20 protein-coding genes and 1 pseudogene are annotated in these 23131 nt (G+C 70.5%); 11 read left to right on the forward strand and 10 right to left on the reverse strand.

What is annotated here, in order from left to right:
* A pseudogene (locus EEY80_RS20085) lies at positions 1 to 446 on the forward strand (hypothetical protein); the annotation flags it as partial.
* On the opposite strand, the gene EEY80_RS10470 reads toward EEY80_RS20085, so the two are convergent.
* Positions 433 to 648, reverse strand: coding sequence for a hypothetical protein (locus EEY80_RS10470; protein ID WP_126976522.1), 216 nt, complete (start codon positions 646 to 648; stop codon positions 433 to 435). The pseudogene EEY80_RS20085 and the gene EEY80_RS10470 sit on opposite strands and share 14 nt — an antisense overlap.
* Positions 649 to 798: 150 nt before the next feature.
* On the opposite strand from EEY80_RS10470, the gene EEY80_RS10475 reads away from it, so the two are divergent.
* Complete coding sequence (locus EEY80_RS10475) at positions 799 to 1059, forward strand: DUF2312 domain-containing protein (protein ID WP_126976523.1); 261 nt, start codon at positions 799 to 801, stop codon at positions 1057 to 1059.
* Positions 1060 to 1165: 106 nt separating this feature from the next.
* Here EEY80_RS10475 and EEY80_RS20090 read toward each other — a convergent pair whose 3' ends face one another.
* The 7 genes from EEY80_RS20090 to EEY80_RS10505 form a co-directional block, all read right to left on the reverse strand.
* Positions 1166 to 1330: a hypothetical protein gene (locus EEY80_RS20090; protein WP_164738219.1), complete on the reverse strand. Its 165-nt coding sequence runs from the start codon at positions 1328 to 1330 to the stop codon at positions 1166 to 1168.
* 98 nt (positions 1331 to 1428) lie between these two features.
* The gene (locus tag EEY80_RS10480) at positions 1429 to 1980 is read right to left on the reverse strand and encodes an RrF2 family transcriptional regulator (RefSeq protein ID WP_126976524.1); all 552 of its coding nucleotides are present in this window, start codon (positions 1978 to 1980) and stop codon (positions 1429 to 1431) included.
* A 107-nt stretch (positions 1981 to 2087) separates the two neighbouring features.
* The gene (locus tag EEY80_RS10485; RefSeq protein ID WP_126976525.1) at positions 2088 to 3116 is read right to left on the reverse strand and encodes an NAD-dependent epimerase; all 1029 of its coding nucleotides are present in this window, start codon (positions 3114 to 3116) and stop codon (positions 2088 to 2090) included.
* Between the two features lie 30 nt (positions 3117 to 3146).
* Positions 3147 to 4532 (reverse strand): phosphohexomutase domain-containing protein, encoded by a 1386-nt coding sequence (locus EEY80_RS10490; RefSeq protein WP_126976526.1) that lies wholly within the window; start codon positions 4530 to 4532, stop codon positions 3147 to 3149.
* 9 nt (positions 4533 to 4541) lie between these two features.
* Positions 4542 to 6677, reverse strand: coding sequence for a GumC family protein (locus EEY80_RS10495; protein WP_126976656.1), 2136 nt, complete (start codon positions 6675 to 6677; stop codon positions 4542 to 4544).
* A gap of 20 nt (positions 6678 to 6697) precedes the next feature.
* Positions 6698 to 7369: a sugar transferase gene (locus tag EEY80_RS10500; protein ID WP_126976527.1), complete on the reverse strand. Its 672-nt coding sequence runs from the start codon at positions 7367 to 7369 to the stop codon at positions 6698 to 6700.
* 269 nt (positions 7370 to 7638) lie between these two features.
* Entirely contained in the window at positions 7639 to 8310 is a 672-nt protein-coding gene (locus EEY80_RS10505) for a metallophosphoesterase (RefSeq protein WP_235829788.1), read from the reverse strand.
* Between the two features lie 426 nt (positions 8311 to 8736).
* Here EEY80_RS10505 and EEY80_RS10510 point away from each other — a divergent pair, with 426 nt between their 5' ends.
* The 7 genes from EEY80_RS10510 to EEY80_RS10540 all read left to right on the forward strand — a co-directional run bounded on the left by EEY80_RS10510 (position 8737) and on the right by EEY80_RS10540 (position 17007).
* A complete protein-coding gene (locus EEY80_RS10510) occupies positions 8737 to 10863 on the forward strand; it encodes a YjbH domain-containing protein (protein WP_235829789.1) in 2127 nt (708 codons plus the stop codon).
* Complete coding sequence (locus tag EEY80_RS10515; RefSeq protein ID WP_126976529.1) at positions 10860 to 11534, forward strand: YjbF family lipoprotein; 675 nt, start codon at positions 10860 to 10862, stop codon at positions 11532 to 11534. Before EEY80_RS10510 ends, EEY80_RS10515 begins: the two co-directional genes overlap by 4 nt.
* A gap of 62 nt (positions 11535 to 11596) precedes the next feature.
* Positions 11597 to 12961, forward strand: a complete 1365-nt coding sequence (locus EEY80_RS10520; RefSeq protein WP_235829790.1) for a polysaccharide biosynthesis/export family protein — start codon at positions 11597 to 11599, stop codon at positions 12959 to 12961.
* Between the two features lie 146 nt (positions 12962 to 13107).
* Positions 13108 to 14532, forward strand: a complete 1425-nt coding sequence (locus tag EEY80_RS10525; protein ID WP_126976530.1) for a UbiA family prenyltransferase — start codon at positions 13108 to 13110, stop codon at positions 14530 to 14532.
* A gap of 5 nt (positions 14533 to 14537) precedes the next feature.
* Positions 14538 to 14942, forward strand: coding sequence for a GtrA family protein (locus EEY80_RS10530; protein ID WP_328590524.1), 405 nt, complete (start codon positions 14538 to 14540; stop codon positions 14940 to 14942).
* Positions 14939 to 16261, forward strand: a complete 1323-nt coding sequence (locus EEY80_RS10535; RefSeq protein WP_126976532.1) for an FAD-binding oxidoreductase — start codon at positions 14939 to 14941, stop codon at positions 16259 to 16261. Before EEY80_RS10530 ends, EEY80_RS10535 begins: the two co-directional genes overlap by 4 nt.
* Positions 16258 to 17007: an SDR family oxidoreductase gene (locus EEY80_RS10540; protein ID WP_126976533.1), complete on the forward strand. Its 750-nt coding sequence runs from the start codon at positions 16258 to 16260 to the stop codon at positions 17005 to 17007. Before EEY80_RS10535 ends, EEY80_RS10540 begins: the two co-directional genes overlap by 4 nt.
* 6 nt (positions 17008 to 17013) lie before the next feature.
* Here the strand turns inward: EEY80_RS10540 and EEY80_RS10545 are convergent, their stop codons facing one another.
* Positions 17014 to 17925 (reverse strand): HNH endonuclease, encoded by a 912-nt coding sequence (locus EEY80_RS10545; RefSeq protein ID WP_126976534.1) that lies wholly within the window; start codon positions 17923 to 17925, stop codon positions 17014 to 17016.
* Positions 17926 to 17996: 71 nt separating this feature from the next.
* On the reverse strand, positions 17997 to 18794 hold the full coding sequence (locus tag EEY80_RS10550) for an SDR family oxidoreductase (protein WP_126976535.1): 798 nt from the start codon (positions 18792 to 18794) through the stop codon (positions 17997 to 17999).
* Between the two features lie 239 nt (positions 18795 to 19033).
* Here EEY80_RS10550 and treZ point away from each other — a divergent pair, with 239 nt between their 5' ends.
* Both treZ and treY read left to right on the forward strand, forming a co-directional pair.
* Positions 19034 to 20857, forward strand: a complete 1824-nt coding sequence (gene treZ / locus EEY80_RS10555; RefSeq protein ID WP_235829791.1) for a malto-oligosyltrehalose trehalohydrolase — start codon at positions 19034 to 19036, stop codon at positions 20855 to 20857.
* Positions 20850 to 23123, forward strand: coding sequence for a malto-oligosyltrehalose synthase (treY, locus tag EEY80_RS10560; RefSeq protein ID WP_164738220.1), 2274 nt, complete (start codon positions 20850 to 20852; stop codon positions 23121 to 23123). Before treZ ends, treY begins: the two co-directional genes overlap by 8 nt.
* The last annotated feature ends 8 nt before the right edge of the window (positions 23124 to 23131 follow it).

Here is a 23131-nt window from a genome sequence, read left to right on the forward strand (position 1 = left end):
GCTGGGCGCTGCCGGGTCTGGCCGGGGCGATGGTGCGGGCCGGGCGCACGGGCCGGGCCGGCGGCCGGGGCCTTTACCTCTGGCGGCAGGGGCGGCCCCTGCCGGACCCGGAGGTGGAGCCGCTGCTGGCGGCCTGGCGGCGGGGTGCGGGGATGGGGCCGGGTGCCGCGCCCGTGACCGGGGACGAAATCGCCCCGGCGGTGCTGGCGGCGCTGGCGGCCGAGGGCGCGCGGCTGATCGGCGCGGGCCGGGCGGCGGATGCCGGGGCGGTGGACCTGCTGGCCATGGCGGTGCTGGGTCTGGATGCCGGGCGCGACGGGCCGATGAGCCGGGCGGCGGAGCAGCCGGCGGACCTGACCGCCGCGCTGTCGGCGCGGATCGCCGGGGCCCTGCCCCCGGCGCGGCGCGGCTTCTGGCGGGGCGCGGCGGAGATCAGCCGAGGATGATGCCCAGCACCACCAGCATCAGCCCGAGCATCGAGACCATCAGCGCCCCGAGGTTCAGCGCAACCGCCCGCTGCAGCGCCGCCCGCAGCCCCGCATCGTCGAGCCCCGCGCGGCGTGCCCGGTGCACCCGCGCCGCGCCCCAGAGGATACCCGCGAGCCCCGCGGCCGAGACCGCCGCGCCGATCCAGATCAAGATCTCCATGCCCGTCCTTGCCCCCGCATTCCCTGTTCCGGGCCTGTTGCCGCAAGCCGCCCCGCTGCGCAAGCCTCGCATCGCCCGCGCGGGTCTTGCGGCCGGTGGGCATCGCGTCTAGCACACGGTCGATCTTCGACAGACGCGCAGGAGAGGCAGATGAACAGCCCCGTCACCGACACCGCCTACAATGTCACCGCCGACGAACTGCGCCAGTTCATCGAGCAGTACGAACATCTGGAGGCGGAGAAGAAGGACATCACCGAACAGCAGAAGGACGTCATGTCCGAGGCGAAGGCCCGGGGCTATGACACCAAGGTGATGAAGAAGATCATCGCGCTGCGCAAGCGCGACAAGAACGACCTGGCCGAGGAGGAGGCGATCCTCGACCTCTACAAGGCCGCGCTCGGGATGGGCTGAGCCCCGGCGAGGCGGGCGACGCGGGGCGGCGGCTCAGCCGCCCCGGCCGGATGTCCGGCCCCTTGCGGGGGAACGGGCCGTCCGCCGGTCGGGCGGACGGGCCGGATCAGATCGACGCCCAGTCGGTGTAGCGCGCCGATCCCTGCTGCATCTGTTGCGGGGCCGCGCCCGCGCCCTGCTGCTGCCGGGGGGCCGTCGCCGCCGCCTGCTGTTGCGTCGCACCATGCTGCCCCGCGCCGGGGGTCGCCGGGGTGGTGGAATTGTCGCTCATCACTCGAGTCCTGCCTCTGCCTTGCCCGCGCGGATTTGACGCGCCATCAGGGCGCCGTCGCGATGCGCTGGCGGAGATAGGGCCGGATCGGACTTTCGTCAATGCACTTCCGCGTGCGCCCCGCCGGGTGTGGCGGGAACCCCCGCTGCCGCCTGAACCGGGGCGTAGCCGGCGGCCGCCATCCCCGGCCCCGCCACGATGCCGCGGGCGGGGCGGGGCGCGCAGGCAAGGATCGTTTCCAGCCGCCCGTTCTCGGCGCACAGTTCCGCCAGCGTCACCGCGTCGAGCGTGGAATAGAAGGCCTCCAGCGCCCGTTCCAGCACACCCTTCAGCCGGCAGCCGCCGGTCAGCGGGCACTGGTTGGCATGGGGATCGAAGCATTCGCTGAAGGGCAGGGGCGATTCGAAGGCGCGGAACACCTGCCCCACGGTGATCTGCTCGGCCGGGCGGGCCAGCCGCATGCCGCCCGACCGCCCCCGCTGGGTATCGACGAAATCGAGGTTGGCCAAGGCGTTGATCACCTGCGCCAGGTGATTTTCGGATGCGTTGCAGGCCACCGCGATCTCGTGCTTGCGGACATAGCGGTCGCGGTTGATCGCGCAATACATCAGCGCGCGCATGGCAAGGTTGGTGCGGATCGTCAGGCGCATGATACTCTTCCCCCGTTCGAACTGCGGCCAGACTAGGCCGCGGCACGAGGGGCCGCCTTGATGCAGATCAGATACGGATTGCCGGGCGGGGGCGGTGCCGCCCCCGGTCAGACGCGGTAATAGTCGCGATACCAGTCGACGAAGCGGCCCACGCCCTCGGCCACGCCGGTCTGCGGGCGATAGCCGGTCAGCCGCTGCAGCAGCGTCGCATCGGCCCATGTCGCCGGCACGTCGCCCGCCTGCATCGGCAGCATGTTCAGCGTCGCGCCGCGCCCGGTGGCGGCCTCGATCGCGCCGATAAAATCCATCAGCGCCACGGGTTCGGAATTGCCGATGTTGACGATGCGGAACGGGGCCACCGGCGACAGGCTGTCGCCCTCGGGCACCTGCCCGTCCCCGGGCCGGACCGGGGCCACGTCGATCAGCAGGCGGATGCCCTCGACCAGATCCTCGACATAGGTGAAGTCGCGCCGCATGTCGCCGTGGTTGAACACGTCGATGGGTTCGCCCTGCAGGATGTTCTTCGTGAACTTGAACAGCGCCATGTCGGGCCGGCCCCAAGGCCCGTAGACGGTGAAGAAACGGAACATCGTCACCGGCAGACCGTAAAGATGCGCATAGGAATGGGCCATCGCCTCGTTGGCCTTCTTCGTCGCCGCGTAGAAGGACATCTGCGTGTCGGCCTTCGCGGTTTCGGCATAGGGCATGTCGGTATTGGCGCCGAAGACCGAGGAGGTGGAGGCCAGCAGGAGATGTTCCGGCGGATGGGCGCGGGCGGCCTCCAGCAGCTCGAACGTGCCGATCAGGTTCGCCTCGACATAGGCGCGGGGGTTGTCGATCGAATAGCGCACCCCCGCCTGCGCGGCCAGATGCACCACCACCTCGGGCCGGTCCTCGGCCATGACCTGCATCAGCAGGCCGGGGTCTTCCAGTTTCGCGTGGAGGAAGCGGAACCCCTCGGCCTGCATCAGCATGGCGCGGCGGCGCTCTTTCAGCGCCACGTCGTAGTAGTCGTTGAGGCTGTCGAGCCCGATCACCCGGAACCCGTCCGCGATCAGCCGGCGGCACAGGTGGAAGCCGATGAAGCCCGCCGCCCCGGTGACGAAGGCGGTGCGGGGGCGGGTGGCGTCGGTCATCGGCAGTCTCCCGGTCTGGCTGGCCGGGCGTCAATGGGCGGGGGTCAGCGCCTCGGCGTCGAGCATCTTCTGCAGGAGCGCGGTCTTTTCCGCAAGCAGCCGCGCATCGCCGCGCGTCTCGACATTCAGCCGCACCACCGGTTCGGTGTTGGACGAGCGCAGGTTGAACCGCCAGTCGGCGAATTCGAGGCTGACCCCGTCCATGTCGTCGCGCGACTGCGCCTGCGGCGCGAAGGCATCGACCACCGCGGCGATGGCCGCCTTCGGGTCCGGAAGGCGGAAGTTGATCTCGCCCGAGGAGGGGAAGGCCGCCATCCGGGCGCCGACCAGATCGGCGAGGCTGGCGCCGCGGCGGCCCATCAGCTCGGCCACCAGCAGCCAGGGGATCATGCCGCTGTCGCAGCAGACGAAATCGCGGAAATAGTGATGCGCCGACATCTCGCCGCCATAGACGGCACCGGTCTCGCGCAGGGCGCGCTTCAGGAAGGCGTGGCCGGTGCGGGCCTGCACCGCCCGCCCGCCCGCCGCGGCGATCACGTCGCGGGTGTTCAGCACCACGCGCGGATCGTGGACGATGGCCGCGCCCGGCTGCTTTTCCAGGAAGGCCGCCGCCAGCAGCCCCACGATGAATTCGCCGTCGATGAAGCGGCCACCGGCATCGAAGAGGAAGCAGCGGTCGAAATCGCCGTCCCAGGCCACGCCCATGTCGGCCCCCGCCGCGCGCACGGCCTCGGCCGTCGCGGGCTGGTTTTCCGGCAGCAGCGGGTTCGGGATGCCGTTCGGGAAGCTGCCATCCGGGTCGTGATGCATCCGGACGAAGCGCAGCGGCGCGTCCCGGCGGTCGAGCTCGGCGGCGATGGCGTCGAAGGTCGGCCCCGCGGTGCCGTTGCCGGCATTGACGAGGATGGTCAGCGGGCGCAGCGCGGCGATGTCGACGAAGGACAGCACCCGGTCGACATAGGCCGCCCGCGCCTCGGGCACCGGGGTGACGGTGCCGCCGGGCCGGGCCGGGGCGAAGGCCTGCGATTCCGCCAGCGCCTTGATCCGCGCCAGCTCGCCCTCCGGGTCCAGCGGCGCCGAGCCGCGCATCACCAGCTTCATCCCGTTGTAATCCATCGGGTTGTGCGAGGCGGTGATCTCGATCCCGCCATCGGCGTCGAGATGGGTGGTGGCGAAATACATCTCTTCGGTGCCGGCAAGGCCGAGGTCCAGCACCTCGACCCCCGCAGCGATCAGCCCCTCGCACAGCGCCGCCCACAGCGCATCCGACGAGGCGCGGCAGTCCCGCCCCGTCACCACCCGCGCGGCGCCCAGTTCCTCGGCGAAGGCGCGGCCGATGCGGCGGGCGATGTCCTCGTCAAGGTCGATACCGAGCCGCCCACGAATGTCGTAGGCCTTGAAGCAGGTGAGCGTCATGCCGGAACCTCAGTCGGTGTAGTACTTCTTGCCATAGGCCGAATAGGCGCCGTAGCTGTCGCCGTAGCCATAGCGCTTCATCCCCTGCGGCGAGATCTGGCTCAGCACCAGCCCGGTCACCTTCAGGTTCGCGGTGTCGAACAGGCGCATCGATTCCTCGACCTGCACCTGCGAGGTGGAGTCCCATTTCACCACGAACAGCAGCGCATCTGCCTGATGGCCGATGATCCGCACATCGGGCACCACCAGAACCGGCGGCGTGTCGATGATGATGAAGTCATAGAGCGCGCGCATGTCGCGCACGAAGCCGGCGAAGCGGTCGGAGGAGAAGACGTCGGCGGCATTGGCCTTGGTCTCTTCCCCGATCAGCACGTCGCCGACGCGGGGGTCATGCGCGACCACATCCTCGACCCGCGTCTCGCCGGCCAGGACCGACAGCAGGCCCTTCTTCCCGTCGAAGCGGAAATACTGGCTGAAGACGCGGCGGCGGATGTCGCCCTCGACCAGCAGCACCTTGCGGCCCATCTGCGTCAGGTTCTGCGCCAGCGCCAGCGCCGTGGTGGTCTTGCCCTCGCCCGGCACCGCCGAGGTGGTGACGATCACCTGCGGCTGGCTGTCGAGGTTCGACAGCAGCACCGATGTGCGCAGGTTGCGCACCGCCTCGGCCGCCGAGGAGGTGGGCTTGTCGGCGAGATAGGCGATGGCGTCCTTGCGCGAGCGCGAGGGGATCATCGGGATCTGGCCCATCACCGTGCGGCGGGTGGACAGTTCCAGATCGCGGGCGGTGCGATAGGTGCTCTGCCGCGATTCCGTCACCAGCACGATGCCGGACCCGAGCATCAGCCCGAGGATCATCGACATGGCGAGGATCAGCGGCTTGTTGGGGGCCGAGGGCGCGCCCGGCACCACCGCCTGCGACAGGATGCGGCTGTCGGCCTGCTGGATGCCCTGCTGGACCGAGGTCTCCTTCATCCGCGACAGGAAGTATTCATAGATCAGCCGGCTCGATTCCGCCTCGCGGGTCAGCTGCTGCTGCGTGATCAGGTCCGCCGATTGCGACTGGATCTGGCCCTCGAACTCCTGCAGGCCGGTGCGCAGCGACACGAGCTGGTCGGCGGCCCGCTGCGCGTCCAGCCGCGCGCGGTCGATCAGGGTCTGATAGCGCTGGTCGAACAGCGCGGCATCCTCGGCTGAAAGCGGTTCCGCACCGGTGCCCGCCAGCCGTTGCAGCACCGCGTCGCCGCTGATCTCTGCCCGTTCGGCGAGGCTCGTCGCCGCTTCCAGCCGGGCCACGCGATCGGTGGCGGCGGCGGCCTGCTGTTCGGCCGCGCCGATGCGGTCGCGCAGTTCCTTGGCCTGCCGGTCCAGCGCCAGCAGCGTCTGTTCGTCCACCAGCTGGGTCGAGGCGCGGAAATCCTGCAGCCGCTGTTCTGAGCTTTCCAGTTCGGTGCGCAGTTCCGCCACCCGGTCGGACAGCCAGTCCGTCGCCTGTTCGGTCGCCTCGAACTTCACCTGCAGCTGGTCGAGGATGTAGGCATCGGCGATCGCATCGGCGAGAAGCTTGGACTTCACCGGGCTTTCCGTCTCGACCGAGATCTGGAAGACCATGCTCTGCGGCACGTTGCGGATGCTGGTCCGTTGCAACAGCGCGCTCACCACGCGGTCGCGGGCGCGCGCCTCGGCCAGGTCGGGCGGCAGTTCGGGGGCGGGCGCCGAGGGGATCAGCGAGGTGACCATCGCCTTCAGCCGGTCCATGGTGCCTGGCTGCTGCAGCGCGCTGTTGAATTCGGGGTCCTGCATCAGGCCCGTCGCCTCGACGACCTGTGCCATCAGCTGGCGGCCGCGCAGCACCTCGACCTCGGTATTCACCACGGAGGTGTCGCCCGACAGGCCGCCGATGACGTCCTCGAGCCCCGAGACCTCGGATTCCCGGCTTTCCAGCATGACGACCGAGGTGGAGGTGAAGGTGGGCACCGCCGCCACGAAGGCGAAGTAGCCGCCGACCAGCATCGCCGCGAGGGTGACGCCGCCGATCAGGACCTTTCCGCGCCAGAGGGTGCCCAGGACCTGACCCAGGTCGATGACGTCATCTGCCGGTTCGGCCGCGGCGCGGGGGGCGGTGGTCGTCGCGCCGTCTTGAAACATTCTGTTCACGTTCACTCTGGTCACTTGCCCGTACGGTTCAGCACGGCGCCTGCCGTCTGGAGGATGATCCGCAGATCCGCCAGCAACGACGCCGTCTGCAGGTATCTTACATCAAGGGCCACGCGCTCGGCATAGCTGACATCGTTGCGGCCCGACACCTGCCACAGGCCGGTAACGCCGGGGCGCACCGCGCAATAGGCATCCCGGTGCTTTCCGTAGCGCTCCATTTCCTCGGAGATCACCGGACGGGGGCCGACAAAGCTCATATCGCCACGGATGACGTTCCAGAATTGCGGAAGTTCGTCGAGGCTGGTCTTGCGCAAAAAGCCGCCGATGCGGGTGATCCGCGGATCGCGCGCCAGCTTGAAGTCGCGCGCCCATTCCGCCGCCGCCTCGGGATCGGCGAGAAGATGTTCGCGCAGCCGCGCCTCGGCATCCGGCACCATGGTGCGGATCTTCCAGCAGTGGAACATCCGGCCCCCGCGGCCGACGCGGACATGACCGAAGAAGCCCGGCCCGCCGTCCAGGCGCACCAGAACCCAGAGAACCGCGATCACCGGCGCGATGACCGGCGCCAGGAACACCGCCAGCACCAGATCGAAGGCGCGCTTCGGCAGGTCCAGGTAACGCGGGCGGCCGCGGCTCTCGATCTCGATCCGTTCGAAAGTTTCGGGAACGGCGAAGTCCTTCATGGTCCCTCCGGACAGGTTAGGCAGCAGTCGGGCGCCATACGGGCAGAAATTTCCAGTTACGCGGCGACACGCGCATCCCCCTATCAAGAATTCATTGGGGCGGCTTGAAACGCAAGTCGAATAACGCTGCACCTGCATGGTCGGCGGGTTCGCGCCGCAGACGGCAAATGCCGCGATACGGGGCTGCTACTGCCGCAATCGGCGTGTTTTTGCCAGTCGGCCGGAATTGTGCACCGCGCGGTGCTGCAGTGCAGCAACAGGGGAAACGATCAGGTCGAAATGAAGCGGACGGGCGCGTCCGGGGCAACGATGGCCGCGGTCAGCATCCCCGTCGCATAGGCGCCGGTATCGACGCAGATCCGGCCCTGCGCGACCAGCGGCGCCCTCACGATCGTGTGACCGTGGGTGATCCACAGGCCGTCGCTGCGGGGCAGGTCGGGGAATCGCTCGTCCCCCCACAACAGCGCGGTGCGCGGTTGCGCGGCGATCGGCAGCGACGGCACCGCCCCGGCATGGACCACGGCCACGTTGCCGCTGCAATAGGTCAGGGGCAGCCCCCGCAGCCAGGCGATCAGCGGCTCGCCCATCGCCTGTGCCAGGTCGTCGCGCAGCGCCACCAGCCGCGCGCCGCGCGCGCCCTCGCTCGCCCCGCCCAGGCCGAAGCTCGCCAGCGTCTGCAACCCGCCGTGACGCAGCCACCGCGGACCGTGCGCCTCGGGTTCGTCGAGGAACATCAACAGCATGTCCTCGTGATTGCCGGCGATACACGCCACCTCGTCGCGGCTGGCCGCGTCCATCAGCACCCGCAGGACCGAGGCGCTGTCCTCGCCGCGGTCGACATAGTCGCCGACGCAGACGATACGCGCCTCGGGCGCCTCGTCGAGGATCCGCCCGGCCAGCCGCTCCAGCGCCGACAGGCTGCCATGGATGTCGCCGATCACGCAGAGCGGTTCCGCCGGGGCGGGCGGCGCCAGACGGGCGGCCGCCTCCTCCGGGGCCGGGAGAGGCCCGGCAGGTGTCCCGGCGCGGGACGGTCGCAGCAATCCGGCGAGTTTTCTCATGATGGCGAAATTAGGGCGCGCGCGCGGGGAAGCCAAGCCCGGGTGCCTGCGGCAGGTTCGCGTGGGCGCGGGGTCGGGCCCGGGGGCAAAGCGCGGCCCTGAGGCATCATGTCGGAGGAAAGCCGCCGCCTGTACCGCATCCCGCTTGCTCCGTCGCCGCACCGCCAATAACAGGGACTGAACGAACACGGGACAGTGAGGATCATGCGCGGCAGCGAAGACGGCCCATCGCCCGCCCGGTCGCATCCGGCCCCGTCGCGCCCGTCCCGGTCGCGTGGGGGCAGGTCGGCGCGCCGGCGATTCGCATTGCGGCTGGCCTTGCTGATGCCGGGGCTGTGGCTCGCCTTGCCGCCGGGCGCCGGCGCGCAGGACCGGCCGACCTATTCCACCTACGGCACCCCCGGCCTGATCGACATGCCGACGGCGGAAATGGCGCCGGACGGGCAGCTGGCGCTGTCCTCCGCCTATCATGACGGGTCGCTGAAAAACACGCTGACCTTCCAGATCTGGCCGCGCGTTTCCGGAACCTTCCGCTATTCCTGGTTTCAGGAATACCTGTCGAGCGGGCAAGACCTCTATGACCGCAGCTTCGACCTTGCGGTGCTGCTGTTCGACGAGGGGTCCTGGACTCCGGCGGTGGCGATCGGCCTGCGCGACTTCGGCGGGACCGGGGTGCTGGCCTCGGAATATGTCGTGGGGACGAAGCATCTGGGGCGGGGCGTCACCGTCTCGGCCGGGATCGGCTGGGGCCGGCTTGGTACCTATGGCAGCTTCGACAACCCGCTGGGCGTGATCAGCGATGCCTTCGATACGCGGGGCGGCTTCGACGGGATCGAGGAAACCGGCCAGGTCTCGTTCGACTCGTTCTTCCGGGGGCCGGCGGCGTTGTTCGGCGGGGTCGAGTGGCGGCCGAACGAAAGGCTGTCGTTCAAGGCCGAATATTCCTCGGACGATTACGAGACCGAGGTCGAGCGGATGGGCTTCGAGCGCCGCACGCCGCTGAACTTCGCCGCCACCTGGCGCACGCCGCGCGGGGTGGACCTGACGGCCTATGCCCTGCATGGCGCGCAGTTCGGGATGGTGGCGACGCTCGCCTTCGATCCCGGCCGTGCGCCCTTTCCCTCGGGGCGCGAACCGGCCCCGCCGCCCGTCTACCGCATCGACCCGGCCTCGGCCGCGGCGGGCGCGAGCTGGGGCCAGGCCGGGGCGGGCGGCCGTCCGGTAGTGGATGTCACCCTGAACGAGATGGCGCGGCAGGCGCTCGACGCGCAGCGGATCACGCTCGACTTCCTGACGATCGAGGGCGATGCCGCAACGGCGCGGATCCAGGCCGGCGCCTACGATTCCGAGGCGCAGGCCATCGGCCGGACCGCCCGCATCCTGACGCGGACGCTGCCGCCCAAGATCGGCACCTTCGACATCGTGCTGGTGCGGCAGGGTCTGCCGCTGTCCTCGGTCCGGATCCGCCGTGCCGACATGGAAGAGCTGGAATTCGCGCCGGACAACAGCTGGCAGTCCTTCGCCCGCGCGCAGTTTTCCGACGCCTCGGCGCTGTCGAGCCTGTCGGCGCCCGGCGAGGTCACGACCTATCCGGCCTTCGACTGGCAGCTGTCGACCTACCTTTCGCCCTCCTATTTCGACCCGGACCAGCCGGTGCGCGCCGATTTCGGGGCCCAGCTGTCCTTCGGGGTCGATCTGGCGCCGGGCGTGATCCTGTCGACCTCGCTGCGGCAGAAGATCGTGGGCAACCTCGACCAGGTCGAAAGACGTTCGGATTCGGTCCTGCCGCATGTCCGGTCGGACTATGCGCTGTACGACAAGACCGAAGGTCTGGAGATGACGCATCTGACCGGCGAATACTTCTTCCGGCCGGGCACCGATCTCTATGGCCGGATGACGGCGGGCTATCTGGAACGGATGTATGCGGGCCTGTCCACGGAACTGCTGTGGAAGCCGGTCGACAGCCCGCTCGCGCTTGGCGCCGAGCTCAACCATGTCGCGCAGCGCGACTATGACACGGGCTTCGGGCTGCTCGACTACGAGGTGACGACGGGCCATGTCTCGGCCTATTACGACTTCGGCAAGGGCTATCTGGGGCAGGTGGATGCCGGGCGCTATCTGGCCGGGGACTGGGGGGCGACCTTCTCGCTCGACCGCGAATTCGGCAACGGCTTCACCTTGGGCGCCTTCTTCACGCTGACCGACGTGTCCTTCGACGATTTCGGCGAAGGCTCGTTCGACAAGGGCATCCGCTTCGTCGTGCCGCTCAGCTGGATCGCGGGCGAGCCGTCGAACCGTGCGCTGGCGCAGACGATCCGCCCGACCACCCGCGACGGCGGACAGCGCCTGGCGGTGCGCAACCGGCTTTACGGCCTGGTCCGCGACACGCACGCGCCGGAGATGCAGGACGACTGGGGGAGATTCTGGCGATGATGCGACCGCCTCGCCGGTCCGGCGCCCCGACCCTGCCGCGCCTGATCGCCGGCGCGGTGGGCCTGTCGCTGCTGACGGCCTGCGTTCCGGTCCAGCAGGGGGTGAGCCGGGTGGCCGGGCTCGGCCCCTCGGCGACCGAGGTGGGTAGTTCCACCCGGCAGTTCGTCGCCCGGGTCGAGGCCGGCGCGCCGGTCAAGATCGTGGCGCTGGAGGATCGCGGCGGCGCGCTGACCTCGATCGTCCAGATGACGGATAGCGCGCAGGGCGGCCAGTGGCGCACCCCTGACAATGTCGGCTTCGCGCTGCAGGACGGGTTCCTGCTAGGCACGGCGGCGCTCGGCAACGACCTGATGACCGCCGACATCGCCGAGACGCGGGCGCTGGTGCTGGCGGGGCGCGACGGGCTGGCGGTGCGGGTCCATCGCTATCTGGACGGGCAGAACGCCACGCTGATCCGCAGCTTCGTCTGCGATGTCACCATCGGCGGACCGGCGCCGCTGGTGCTGGACAACCGCAGCTTCGACACGCGGCTGGTGACCGAGACCTGCCGCAACCCCGACCTGTCCTTCGAGAATTACTACTGGATCGGCGGGGGCCGCATCTTGCAGTCCAAGCAATGGGTCGGCCCGCAGGTCGGCTATGTCTCGATGCGCGAGGTCATCCTCGGATGACCCGCCGTCCCAATCCACCGCCGGCCGCCTCCGGCCGTGGCGCCCTGATCGGAGGTTTCCCCTTGCGCAGTCTCGTTTCCCTTGGTCTCGCCGTGCTGCTCGCCGGATGCGGCACCATCTACCAGACGCCCGGGGTCCGCGAGGGTGTGACCCGCGGCTCGAAGGTGCAGGTGGTGCCGATCACGCCGGAAACGCTGCTGGCCGCCAACCGCTCGTCCTACGAACCGCGTCCGCTGCCCGCGATCTTCACCGCGACCGCCGGCGCGGGCGGGGCGCTGCGCGGGGCGGGGGCGCTGCCCGACCCGGCCTTCCTGCCCGAGGGACGCCCCGAGGCGATGGAAACCCGCATCCCGCCGGAGGTGCCGGACCGGCCCTACACCATCGGCGTGGGCGACGTGATCCTGCTGGCCACCCCCACCGCCGGCAGCACCGTCGAGGAACTGACCGGCCTGCTGGCCGCGCAGAACTCGCGCCAGGGCTATACGGTGCAGGACGATGGCGCGATTGCGGTGCCGGATGTGGGCCGCGTGCAGATCGCCGGGCTGACGCTGGAAGAGGCCGAGGCGGTGGTCTTCCGCCGGCTGGTCGAGGCGCAGATCGACCCGGCCTTCAGCCTCGAGGTGTCGGGCTTCAATTCCAAGCGCGTTTCCATCGGCGGCGCGGTGGGCACGCCCACGGTGGTGCCGATCACGCTGACGCCGTTGCGGCTCGACGCGGCGCTGGCGGCGGTGGGCGGCGTGCAGGTCGCGGATCAGGACTATGCGACGATCCGGCTGTATCGCGACGGCACGCTCTACCAGATCCCGATGCGGGAATTCTTCGCCAACCCGGCCTATCAGAAGATCCGCCTGACCGATGGCGACAGCGTCTTCGTCGATACCGAATTCGATCTGGAAAAGGCGCAGTCCTATTTCCAGGAACAGATCGCGCTGGCCGACTACCGGCTGGAGGCGCGGACCCAGGCGATCAGCGAACTGAACACGGAAATCCAGATCCGCCGCGCCGACCTGTCCGAGGCGCGCGAGAACTTCTCGACCGGGCTGGAACTGGGCGCGGTGGATCGCGACTATGTCTATCTGACGGGCGAGGTCGGCGAACAGTCGCGCTTCGCGCTGCCCTTCGAACAGCGGGCGACGCTGGCCGACGCGCTGTATGACCAGGGCGGCGGCGTGCCGAACCAGACCGGCAGCGCCGGCCAGATCTACGTGCTGCGCGGCTCGCAGGACCCGCGGGAATTCGGCGCGGTGACGGCATGGCAGCTCGACGCGCGCAACGCCGCGAACCTGACGATGATGACCCGGTTCGAACTGCGCCCCAATGACGTGATCTTCGTGGCCGAACAGCCGATCACCCGCTGGAGCCGCGTGGTCAACCAGATCACGCCGTCGATCATCAACATCACCGCCAACGCGGCCAACGGCAACTGAGCCGGGCAGGCCCGCACGCGACTGTTGCCGCGGCGGGCCACAATGCCGCAGAATTTCCGCAATTGCCCGGGCGGCGGTCAAGAAACCGCCGCCTGTTTCTGTCATAGCGGGCAGAGCGATAGAGAAGGCGACGGGGCGCGGGACGGATGAAGATGCAGCCGGTGCTGGTGGTGGATCTGGACGGGACGCTGATCCGCACCGACATGCTTCACGAAACCTTCTGGTCGGCCTTCGCGAAAGACTGGACCACGCCCCTCCGCGCGCTGGCGGCGCTCGGCCGGGGCCGGGCCGCGCTGAAGCAGGTGCTGGCCGACCGGGCCGCGGTGGATGTGGCGACGCTGCCCTATGACGAGGGCGTGCTCGCGCGGCTGCGGGACTGGCGCGCGCAAGGCGGGCGCACCGCGCTGGTCTCGGCGGCGGACGAACGGCTGGTGGCGGCGGTGGCGGCGCATCTGGGGCTGTTCAACCATGCGGTCGGCACCACCGCCGGCCACAATCTGAAGGGCGAGGCCAAGGCCGCGCGTCTGGTCGAACTGTTCGGCACCGACGGCTTTCACTACATGGGCGATGCCGAGGTGGATCTGCCGGTCTGGCGCGCGGCGGGCGCCGCGATCACCGTCAACGCCCCGCCGGACCTGCAGCACCGGGTGACGCAGGCGGTGCCGGGGGCCGAACATCTGCGCACCTTCACCCGCAGCGGCCGCGACTATCTGCGCGCGCTGCGCCCCCACCAGTGGCTGAAGAACCTCTTGGTCTTCGTGCCGATGCTGGCGGCGCATGACCTGACGCCCTTCACCGCGCTCTATGCGCTGACCGCCTTCGTGGCCTTCAGCCTGATCGCCTCGAGCGTCTATGTGCTGAACGACCTGCTGGACCTCGGCGCCGACCGCGCCCATCCGCGGAAATGCCGCCGCCCCTTCGCTTCGGGCGCGGTGCCGGTCGCGCATGGCACCGCGATGGCCGCGCTGCTGATCGGGGCCGGGATCGTGCTGGCGGCCCCGCTGGGAATGGGCTTCGTCATTGTGATGGCGGGCTATTTCGGCATGACGCTGGCCTATTCGCTGTATCTCAAGCGGCGGCTGGTGGTGGATATCTGCGCGCTTTCCACGCTTTACACCTTCCGCATCCTCGCGGGCGGGGCGGCGACGGCGCTGCCGATCTCGGTCTGGCTGCTGGCCTTTTCGGTGTTCTTCTTCTTCGCGCTGGCGGCGGTGAAGCGGCAGGCGGAGCTGGTGGACAGCGCGGCGGCGGGCGGGCTCGGCGCCCATGGCCGCGGCTACCGGGTCGAGGATCTGCCGCTGGTATCGATGATGGCCATCGCCGCGGGCTATGTCTCGGTGCTGGTGATGGCGCTCTATGCCAGTTCCGACGAGGTGACGCGGCTTTATTCCGCGCCGCACATGCTGTGGGGCATCTGCCTCGTGCTGCTCTACTGGCTCAGCCGGATGGTGATGCTGACCCATCGCGGCCGGATGCATGACGACCCGGTGGTCTTCGCGGTGATGGACCCGGTCAGCCGCAGCTGCGTGATCATGGTTCTCGCGCTCGGCATCGCGGGGTCGCTGCTGTGACGACGATGACGCTGACCCTGCGCTATGCGGGCTTCGCGCTCTTGGCGACGGCGCTGAACCTCGCCGTGCAGCGGGCGGTGCTGGCCGCGATGCCCGGCACGGCAGGCTTCGCCCTGGCGCTGGTGGCGGGCACGGGCGCGGGGCTGGTGGCCAAATACCTGCTCGACAAGCGCTGGATCTTCGGCGACCGCGCCACCGGCCTTGCCGCCCATTCCCGCCGCTTCGGGCTCTATGCGCTGATGGGACTGGCCACCACCGCGATCTTCTGGGGGACGGAGACCGCGGCCTATGCGATCTGGCGCAGCGACGCCGCGCGCGAGGCCGGGGCGATCCTCGGCCTGGCCATCGGCTATGCGGTGAAATACCGGCTGGACCGGCGGTTCGTGTTCGCGGCGGAGGGGGCCGCATGAACCTGTCCGGCTGGGGCCGCTTCCCGCAGGTCGACAGCCGCGTCCTCCGGCCGCGGACGCCGGAGGCGGTCGCCGATGCGCTGGCCGGGGGGCGGGCGATCCCGCGCGGCAACGGGCGGGCCTATGGCGATGCGGCGGTATCGCACGGGGTGACGCTGGACCTGCGCGGGCTCGACCGGATGCTGGCCTTCGACCCCGCCACCGGGCAGCTGGTGGCCGAGGCCGGGGTCCTGCTGTCGGACATCATCGACGCCTTCCTGCCGCGCGGCTGGTTCCCGCTGGTCACCCCCGGCACCCGCTTCGTCACGCTGGGGGGGATGATCGCCGCCGATGTCCATGGCAAGAACCATCACCGCGCCGGGTCGATGGCCGAAAGCGTCGACTGGGTCGAGGTGATGGTGGCGCCGGGGCAGGTGCGGCGTGCCGCGCGGGACGAGAATCCCGAGCTGTTCGAGATGACCTGCGGCGGCATGGGCCTGACCGGGCCGATCCTGCGCGCCGCGATCCGGCTGCAGCGGGTGGACAGCGGCTGGATCCGGCAGGACAGCATCGCCGCCCCCGACCTCGACGCGGCGCTTGCCGCCTTCGAGGCGCGGATGGCGGCCACCTATTCCGTCGCCTGGATCGACTGCCTCGCCTCCGGGCGGTCGCTCGGCCGGTCGATCGTGATGACCGGCGAACATGCGCGGCTGGCGGAACTCGACAACCGCCGCCGGCTGCGGCCCTTCGCCATCCCGGCGAAGCGGCGGTTGAGCGTGCCCTTCGACCTGCCGGGCCTCGCGCTCAACCGCTGGACGGTCGGTGCCTTCAACGCCGCCTACTGGCGGCAGGGGCGGCGCGGCGCCGGCCCGCGGCTGGTGGACTGGCAGAGCTATTTCTACCCGCTCGATGCCATCGACGGCTGGAACCGCATCTATGGCCGGCGCGGTTTCGCGCAATGGCAGGTGGCGCTGCCGCTGGACCGCGCGGCGGTCGGGCTGCGGGCACTGCTGGCGGAAATCGCGGCAGCGGGGCAGGGGTCTTTCCTCGCGGTGCTGAAGCGGTTCGGTCCCGGGCGCGGCGGCCTGTCCTTCCCCGTCGAGGGCTATACGCTCGCGCTCGACTTCCCCGCCACCCCGGCCGCGCTGGCGCTGATGGATCGGCTCGACGCGCTGGCGCTGGCCCAGGGCGGGCGGTTCTACCTGGCCAAGGACGCGCGGATGACGGCCGCCACCTTCGCCAGGGCCGAACCGCGCCTCCCAGGCTTCCAACGCTTCCGCAGCGCGGCGGGGCTCGACCTGCGCTTCGCCTCGGCCCAATCCGAAAGGCTGAACCTGTGACCCAAGACCTTGCGAAATCGCCGGTGCTGATCCTCGGCGGGCGGTCCGATATCGGCCTCGCCTGCGCCCGCGCCTTCGCCGCCGCCGGCCATCCGCTGCAACTCGCCGCCCGGAACGCCGCGACGCTGGAGCCGGCCGCGCAGGACCTGCGGCTGCGCGGCGGCGGCGCGGTCAGCCTGCACGAGTTCGACGTGCTGGACATCGCCGGACACGCGGCCTTCCTCGATGCGCTTCCCGAACCGCCGGGCATCGTCCTTTGCGCGGTGGGCGCGATGGGCGACCAGGAGGCGAGCGAGCGCGACCCGCAGGCCGCGGCCCTGGTGATGCGGGCGAATTTCGAGGGCCCCGCGCTGATCCTGGGCGAGATCGCCAACCGGATGGAGGCGGCGGGCCGGGGCGTGATCGTCGGCATCTCCTCGGTCGCGGGCGACCGGGGCCGGGCCACCAACTATGTCTACGGCGCCGGCAAGGCGGGCTTCACCGCCTTCCTGTCCGGCCTGCGCAACCGGCTGGCGCGGACCGGGGTGCAGGTGGTGACGGTGAAGCCCGGCTTCGTCGCCACCCGGATGACCGAGGGCATGGACACGCCCGCCCCCCTGACCGCCCAGCCCGAGGAGGTCGCCCGCGCGATCCTGCGGGCGATCCGCACCGGCGGCACCGTCGTCTATGTCCGCCCGGTCTGGCGGCTGGTGATGACGGCGATCCGCGCGATCCCGGAACCGCTGTTCAAGCGGATGAAGCTGTAGGAGTGGTCACTCCCATGGTGCCGGCTCGGCGCTGGTGACCTGCCCGAAGACCATCTCACGGTGCCATTTCAGATAGGCCGGGTGCGGATGATTGATAGGGTCGCGCGGCAGGCACAATTTCCCGCCCGGCACGATCAGCCGCCGCACGACATCCCCCGGCACCTTGTTGTGCGACACGAGGATCATGTGATCCTCGGCCACCGACAGCAGGCCGCGGTCGAACATCCAGTGCAGCGTCCCGGACAGGGCAAGGCCGTTGCGCACCGCGTCGCTGCCTTGCCGTTCGACCGGTCGGATATGTGCGGCCTGGACCTCGGGGCGGCCGCCCCCGTTGCGCAGCTGCAGGCCGGACATTGCACATCGGTAGTCATAAGCCGCGCGCACCTTGCGGCGGAAGGCGACCTCCCGGTAGGGGCGGCGCATCAGGCGCTCGATCACAGGCCGCTCGAAGGGCGCGGGCGACTCCTGAAGCGAGGGATCGTAGCGTCGGGCTTCTTGCGCCTCCAGATCGGGCGGCAGGCCCAGACTGATGATGCGGGCGAAATCGGCCTCGTCGAGCCGGCGCACTGCCGACTGCGTGAGGCCGCCGCTGACCGGCAGCCCGTCCGGACCGGTCAGCCGCGACTCCAGCGGGCGCCCTTCGGACAGGCGCGGCACCTCGCGGTCGAAGGGCAGGAACGTCCCCGGCGCCATCAGCGCGAGAAAGCGTCCGGGCATGTCCGGCTTCGGCACCACATCCGCAATCTGGGCTGTGGCGAAATAGCCGCGCGGGCCGGCCTTCACTGGTTCATAGTAGATGATCCAGTCGCCGATTGCCTCGCGCACGGCCGTTAGATAGGCCCTGGGAAAATCATAGACCGTCTCGGGTTCGTCTTCATAGATCGACCCGGCCTTGTGCAGCAGAACGAGCTTCGTCATGCGAGATAGAAAGGCTGAGCCTCGCGGCAAAAAGCAAGCCGAAAACGTCCTCCGCCCGCCTGCCCCCCGCCTCAGCCGTTCACCGGCGTTCCGCCGTTCGGATGGATCACCTGCCCGGTGATGTAGCTCGCATCCTCGCAGGCGAGGAACAGGAAGGCGGGCGCGACCTCGTTGGGCTGGCCGGGCCGGCCCAGGGGGGTGTCGGTGCCGAAGTCGGGCAGGTCCCCGGGTGCCATCGTCTCGGGGATCAGCGGGGTCCAGATCGGGCCGGGGGCGACGCCGTTGACCCGGATCCCGCGCGGGGCGAGGTTCGCCGCCAGCGACCGCAGCAGCCCCAGTTCCGCGCCCTTGCTGGCGCTGTAGTCGATCAGGTCCTTGTGGCCGCGATAGGCGTTGACCGAGGTGGTGCAGACGATCGACCCGCCCCGTGCCATATGCGGCAGCGCCGCCTGCACCAGCCAGAGATAGCCGAAGACATTGGTGCGGAACAGCTGCTCGACCCCGGCCTCGTCGATCCGGGTGACATCGGGCTGGAAGGTCTGGATCGAGGCGTTGCAGACCAGCACGTCGAGGCTGCCGAACCGCTGGACGGTGGCGGCGATGGCCGCGAAGCACGAGGCGCGGTCGGCGGCGTCGAGCGGCAGGACCAGGACCTCGGCCCCCTCGGCCCGGGCCAGCGCCGCCACCTCGCGCGCCTCGGATTCGTCGCTGTGCCAGGGGATCGCCAGCCGCGCGCCTTCCCGCGCGAAAAGCTCCGCCACCGCCCGGCCGATCCCGGACGAACCGCCCGAGACGAAGGCCGTCCGCCCGGCGAGGCGGCCCGAGCCGGGATAACGTGGCGCGTGGTCGGCGGGGGCGTTGGCGTCCATTCCGGGCTCCTTGCAGGTCTGTCCTGTCGGGTCTGTCTTGCGGGTTCTGGCGGGCGGCCGGCGGCGGGCCGGCGCTGCCGCGGGACCAAGTGCGGCACGCCCGGATTGTTCCCTCGCGTCCTGCCCCTGCCGCCACGTCCGTCCGCCGCCCCGCCGCCCGTCGATGCAGCCGCGGCGATGCGGGAACCCTCGGCCCCGGCAAGGGTTTGATCCCGTGCCCCTTTCGCGGAGTTCCTCCCTTGCCGCACCCATCCCCCTTCGCCGCCTCCGAAGCGACGCCGTCCTCCGCTGCCCGCGCCGCCCCGGCTCTGCCCACACCTGCCTGGGGCGCGGTGCGCGAGGCGGGGCAGGACTGGCGGTTCCGCCTGTGGGCGCCCTCGGCCGAAGACGTGCAGGTCAGCCTCAACCACCACCGCCTGACGGCCGAGCGCGAAGCGGGCGGCTGGTGGGTGGCGCGCGGTCCGGCCGAACCGGGGACGCGCTATGGCTTCGCCGTCGACGGCGCGCTGTATCCCGACCCGGCGGCGCGGGCGCAGGCGGGCGACGTGCACGGTCCCTCGCTGCTGGTCGATCCGTCGCTCTGGCACTGGAAATCCGACTGGGCGGGGCGGCCCTGGGACGAGGCGGTGATCCTGGAGCTGCATGTCGGCACCTTCACCCGCGAGGGCACCTTCGCCGCCGCCGCCCGCCGCCTGCCCGATCTGGCGCGGATGGGCATCACCGCGGTGGAGCTGATGCCAGTGGGCCAGTTCACCGGGCGGCATGGCTGGGGCTATGACGGGGTGCTGCCCTATGCGCCGCATCCGGCCTATGGCACCCCCGACCAGATGCGCGGCTTCGTCGAGGCGGCGCAGGAGCTGGGGATCATGGTGCTGCTGGACGTGGTCTACAACCATTTCGGCCCGGACGGGGCCTATCTGCACAGCTATGCGCCGGAATTCTTCGACGGCGCCCGCCAGACGCCCTGGGGCGCGGGCATCGACTATACCCGCCGCCCGGTGCGGGACTATTTCATCGACAACGCGCTGATGTGGCTGGTGGAGTATCGGCTGGACGGTCTGCGGCTGGATGCGGTGGACCAGATCCGCGATCCGTCGCGGCCGGAACTGCTGGTGGAACTGGCGCAGGCGGTGCGGGCGGCGGGCTTCCCGCGGCCCATCCACCTGACGACCGAGGACAACCGCAACATCACCCGCCTGCACCGGCCCGAGGCGGGGCTGTACACGGGCGAGTGGAACGACGACTGGCACCACTGCATCCATTGCGCGCTGACGGGCGAGTCGGAAGGCTATTACCGCAGCTTCGCCGCCGATCCCGTGGCCGACCTTGCGACCGCGCTGGCGGACGGGTTCGTGGAACAGGGCCAGTCGCGCCCGGGTGCGGACGGGCCGGCCGAGCCGCGGGGCGAGCCGTCGGACCATCTGCCCTGGCAGGCCTTCGTCAACTTCAACCAGAACCACGACCAGATCGGCAACCGCGCCATGGGCGAGCGGCTGGCGGCGCTGGCCGAGGATCCGCCGCTGAAGGTGGCCCATGCGCTGCTGCTGACCGCGCCCTTCACCCCGATGCTGTTCATGGGCGAGGAGGAAGGCTGCCGCGCGCCCTTCCTGTTCTTCGCCGATTTCGTCGGCGAGCTGGCCGAGGCGCTACGAAAGGGCCGGGCCGAGGAATTCCGCGACTTCACCGCCTTCGGGGCCGAGGTGCCCGACCCGACCGAGCCCGAGACGCTGCACCTGTCGCGCCCCTATCGCGACAGCGATGAGCCGCGGGCCGGGGAATGGCGGGCGCTGACGACGCGGCTTCTGTCCTTCCGCGCCGACCGGATCGTGCCCCTGTCGAAGTCGGCCCGCGCCGGCGCGGCCGTCGCGGCGCGGACAGGCCCGCGATCCGTGCGTGCGGCCTGGCCCTTCACCGCCGGGCGGCTGACGGTCTGGGCGAGCTTCGGCGACGGCGCGCGCCCGCCCGCCGATGCCGGCCTGCCCGCGGATGCGCCCGACCTGGTGGTGGAAACCGGCGCGGCCGATCACGGCTTCGCCCTGTGGCTGGAGATTACCGATGTCTGACGACCCTTCGCTGCCCCCGGCCACCGCCAGCTACCGGCTACAACTGCGCAACGGCGTGGGTTTCGCCGAGGCCGAGGCGATCCTGCCCTACCTCTCCGGCCTCGGCATCGACCGGCTGTTCCTGTCGCCGATCCAGACGGCGCGGGACGGGTCCACCCACGGCTATGACATCGCCGACCCGACGCAGATCGACCCGGTTCTCGGCGGGCGCGAGGGCTTTTCGCGGCTGGCGGCGGCGGCGAAGGCGCGGGGGATCGGGCTGATCCTCGACATCGTGCCCAATCACATGGCCTTCGACCTGAACACGCCCTGGCTCGCCGATGTGCTGCGCCACGGGCAGGACAGCCGCTATGCCCGGCATTTCGACATCGACTGGTCCGACGCGCTGCGCCTGCCGATCCTCGCCGCCCCGCATGACGAGGTGCTGGAATCGACCGAGGCCGAGGTGGTGGCGGGGCCGGACGGTCCGGTGCTGCGGCTGGAGGGGCTGGAACTGCCGCTGGCGCCGGGCAGCGAGGAGGGCTTTCGCGCCGATCGCGCGGGCGCGCTGCAGGCGCTGGTCGAGGCGCAGCCCTGGGCGCTGCGCCACTGGAAGACGGAACGGCGGCGGCTGAGCCACCGGCGCTTTTTCAACGTGACCGACCTGATCGGCGTCCGGGTCGAGGATCCGCAGGTCTTCGACGACACGCATGCGCTGATCTTCGAACTGGTCGCGGCGGGCGAGGTGGCGGGGCTGCGCGTCGATCACATCGACGGGCTGGCCGACCCCGCCGCCTATCTGCGGGCGCTGAGGGCGCGGGTGGGCGACCTGCCGGTCTGGGTCGAGAAGATCCTGACCGGGGACGAGGCGCTGCGCGACTGGCCGGTGCAGGGCACCACGGGCTATGAGGCGGCGCGGGCGCTGGCGCGGCTGTTGACCGATGCCGGCGGCCTTGCGCGGATCGAGGCGGCCTGGCGGCGCGCGACCGGCTACGAGGGCGATTTCGCGGCGACGCTGGCCCGGGCGAAGCGGGTGATGCTTGATGGCGACCTGGCGGCCGAGGTGGCGGCGCTGACCGGCATGGCGGCCACGGCGACCGGCCTGCCGGCCGAGCAGGTGAAGGCCGCGGTGCGGGCGCTGCTGATCGCCTTTCCGCGCTATCGCACCTATTTCGACGGCGGCGCTCCGCATCCCGAGGACCGGGTGCTGATGATCGAGACCGAGGCGCGCGCCACCGGCCATGCCGATGCCGGGGTGCTGGCCGCCGTGGCGCGGCTGGTCGCGGGGCCGCAGGACGACCCGATGTTCCGCACCCGGTTCCAGCAGGTCACCGGCGCCCTGACAGCCAAGTCGCATGAGGATACCGCCGAATTCCGCTTCAACCGCTGCCTCGCCCATAACGAGGTGGGGGCCGATCCCGACGAGCCGGTCCTGACGCCCGCGGAATTCCAGCACTGGTTCCGCGACCGGATCGCCCATGCGCCGGACGCGATGGTCCTGACCTCGAGCCACGACACCAAGCGGGCCGAGGATGCGCGGATGCGGCTGGTGGCGATGACGCATGATCCGGTCGCCTTCGCCGAACTGTGGCAGGCGGCGCAGGACCTGCCGGGGGCGGCGGATGTGCCGGTCAACATGCGCTGGTACGCGGTGCAAAGCTGGCTTGCCATCTGGGAACCGGACCGCGACGACCTTGCCGACCGTCTGGCCGCGCATCTGCAAAAGGCGCTGCGCGAGGCGAAGGAGATCACCACCCATGCCGAACCGGACGAGGCCGCCGAGGCGCCGGTGCTGGCCTTCGGCCGCAGGATGGCGGATCGCTGGGCGCGGCCGCCCGCGCCGGCGGACCGGCTGATCGCGGTCGGCGCGCATCTGTCGATGGCGCATCTGGCGCTGCGGCTGATGCTGCCGGGCCTGCCCGACATCTATCAGGGCGGCGAGGACGCAGCCTTCCACCTGACCGATCCCGACAACCGCCTGCCCGTCGATTTCGCGCGGCTGGCGGAGGAGGGGCCGGCAAGCGAGCTGGGACGGGCCAAGACCGCGCTGATCCGGCGGATGCTGGCGTTGCGGGCGGCAGAGCCGCGGCTGTTCCGCTCGGGCGAGGCGGCGATGGGCGGCAGCCTTGCCGAGGGGCTGTGGCTGGAACGCTCGCTGGGGGGGCGCCGGCTGCGGCTGCAGATCGCGCCCCCGGCGCGCAGCGACGGCCGGCCCGGCGCGGGGCTGGAGATCGCGGCAACCGGGATGGTGGAGCCGTCGCTGCGCCCGGCGGTGCCCACGACCTGACCCGGTCG

This window comes from Frigidibacter oleivorans, from assembly GCF_003993775.1.
GTDB classification, from domain to species: Bacteria; Pseudomonadota; Alphaproteobacteria; order Rhodobacterales; family Rhodobacteraceae; genus Frigidibacter; species Frigidibacter oleivorans.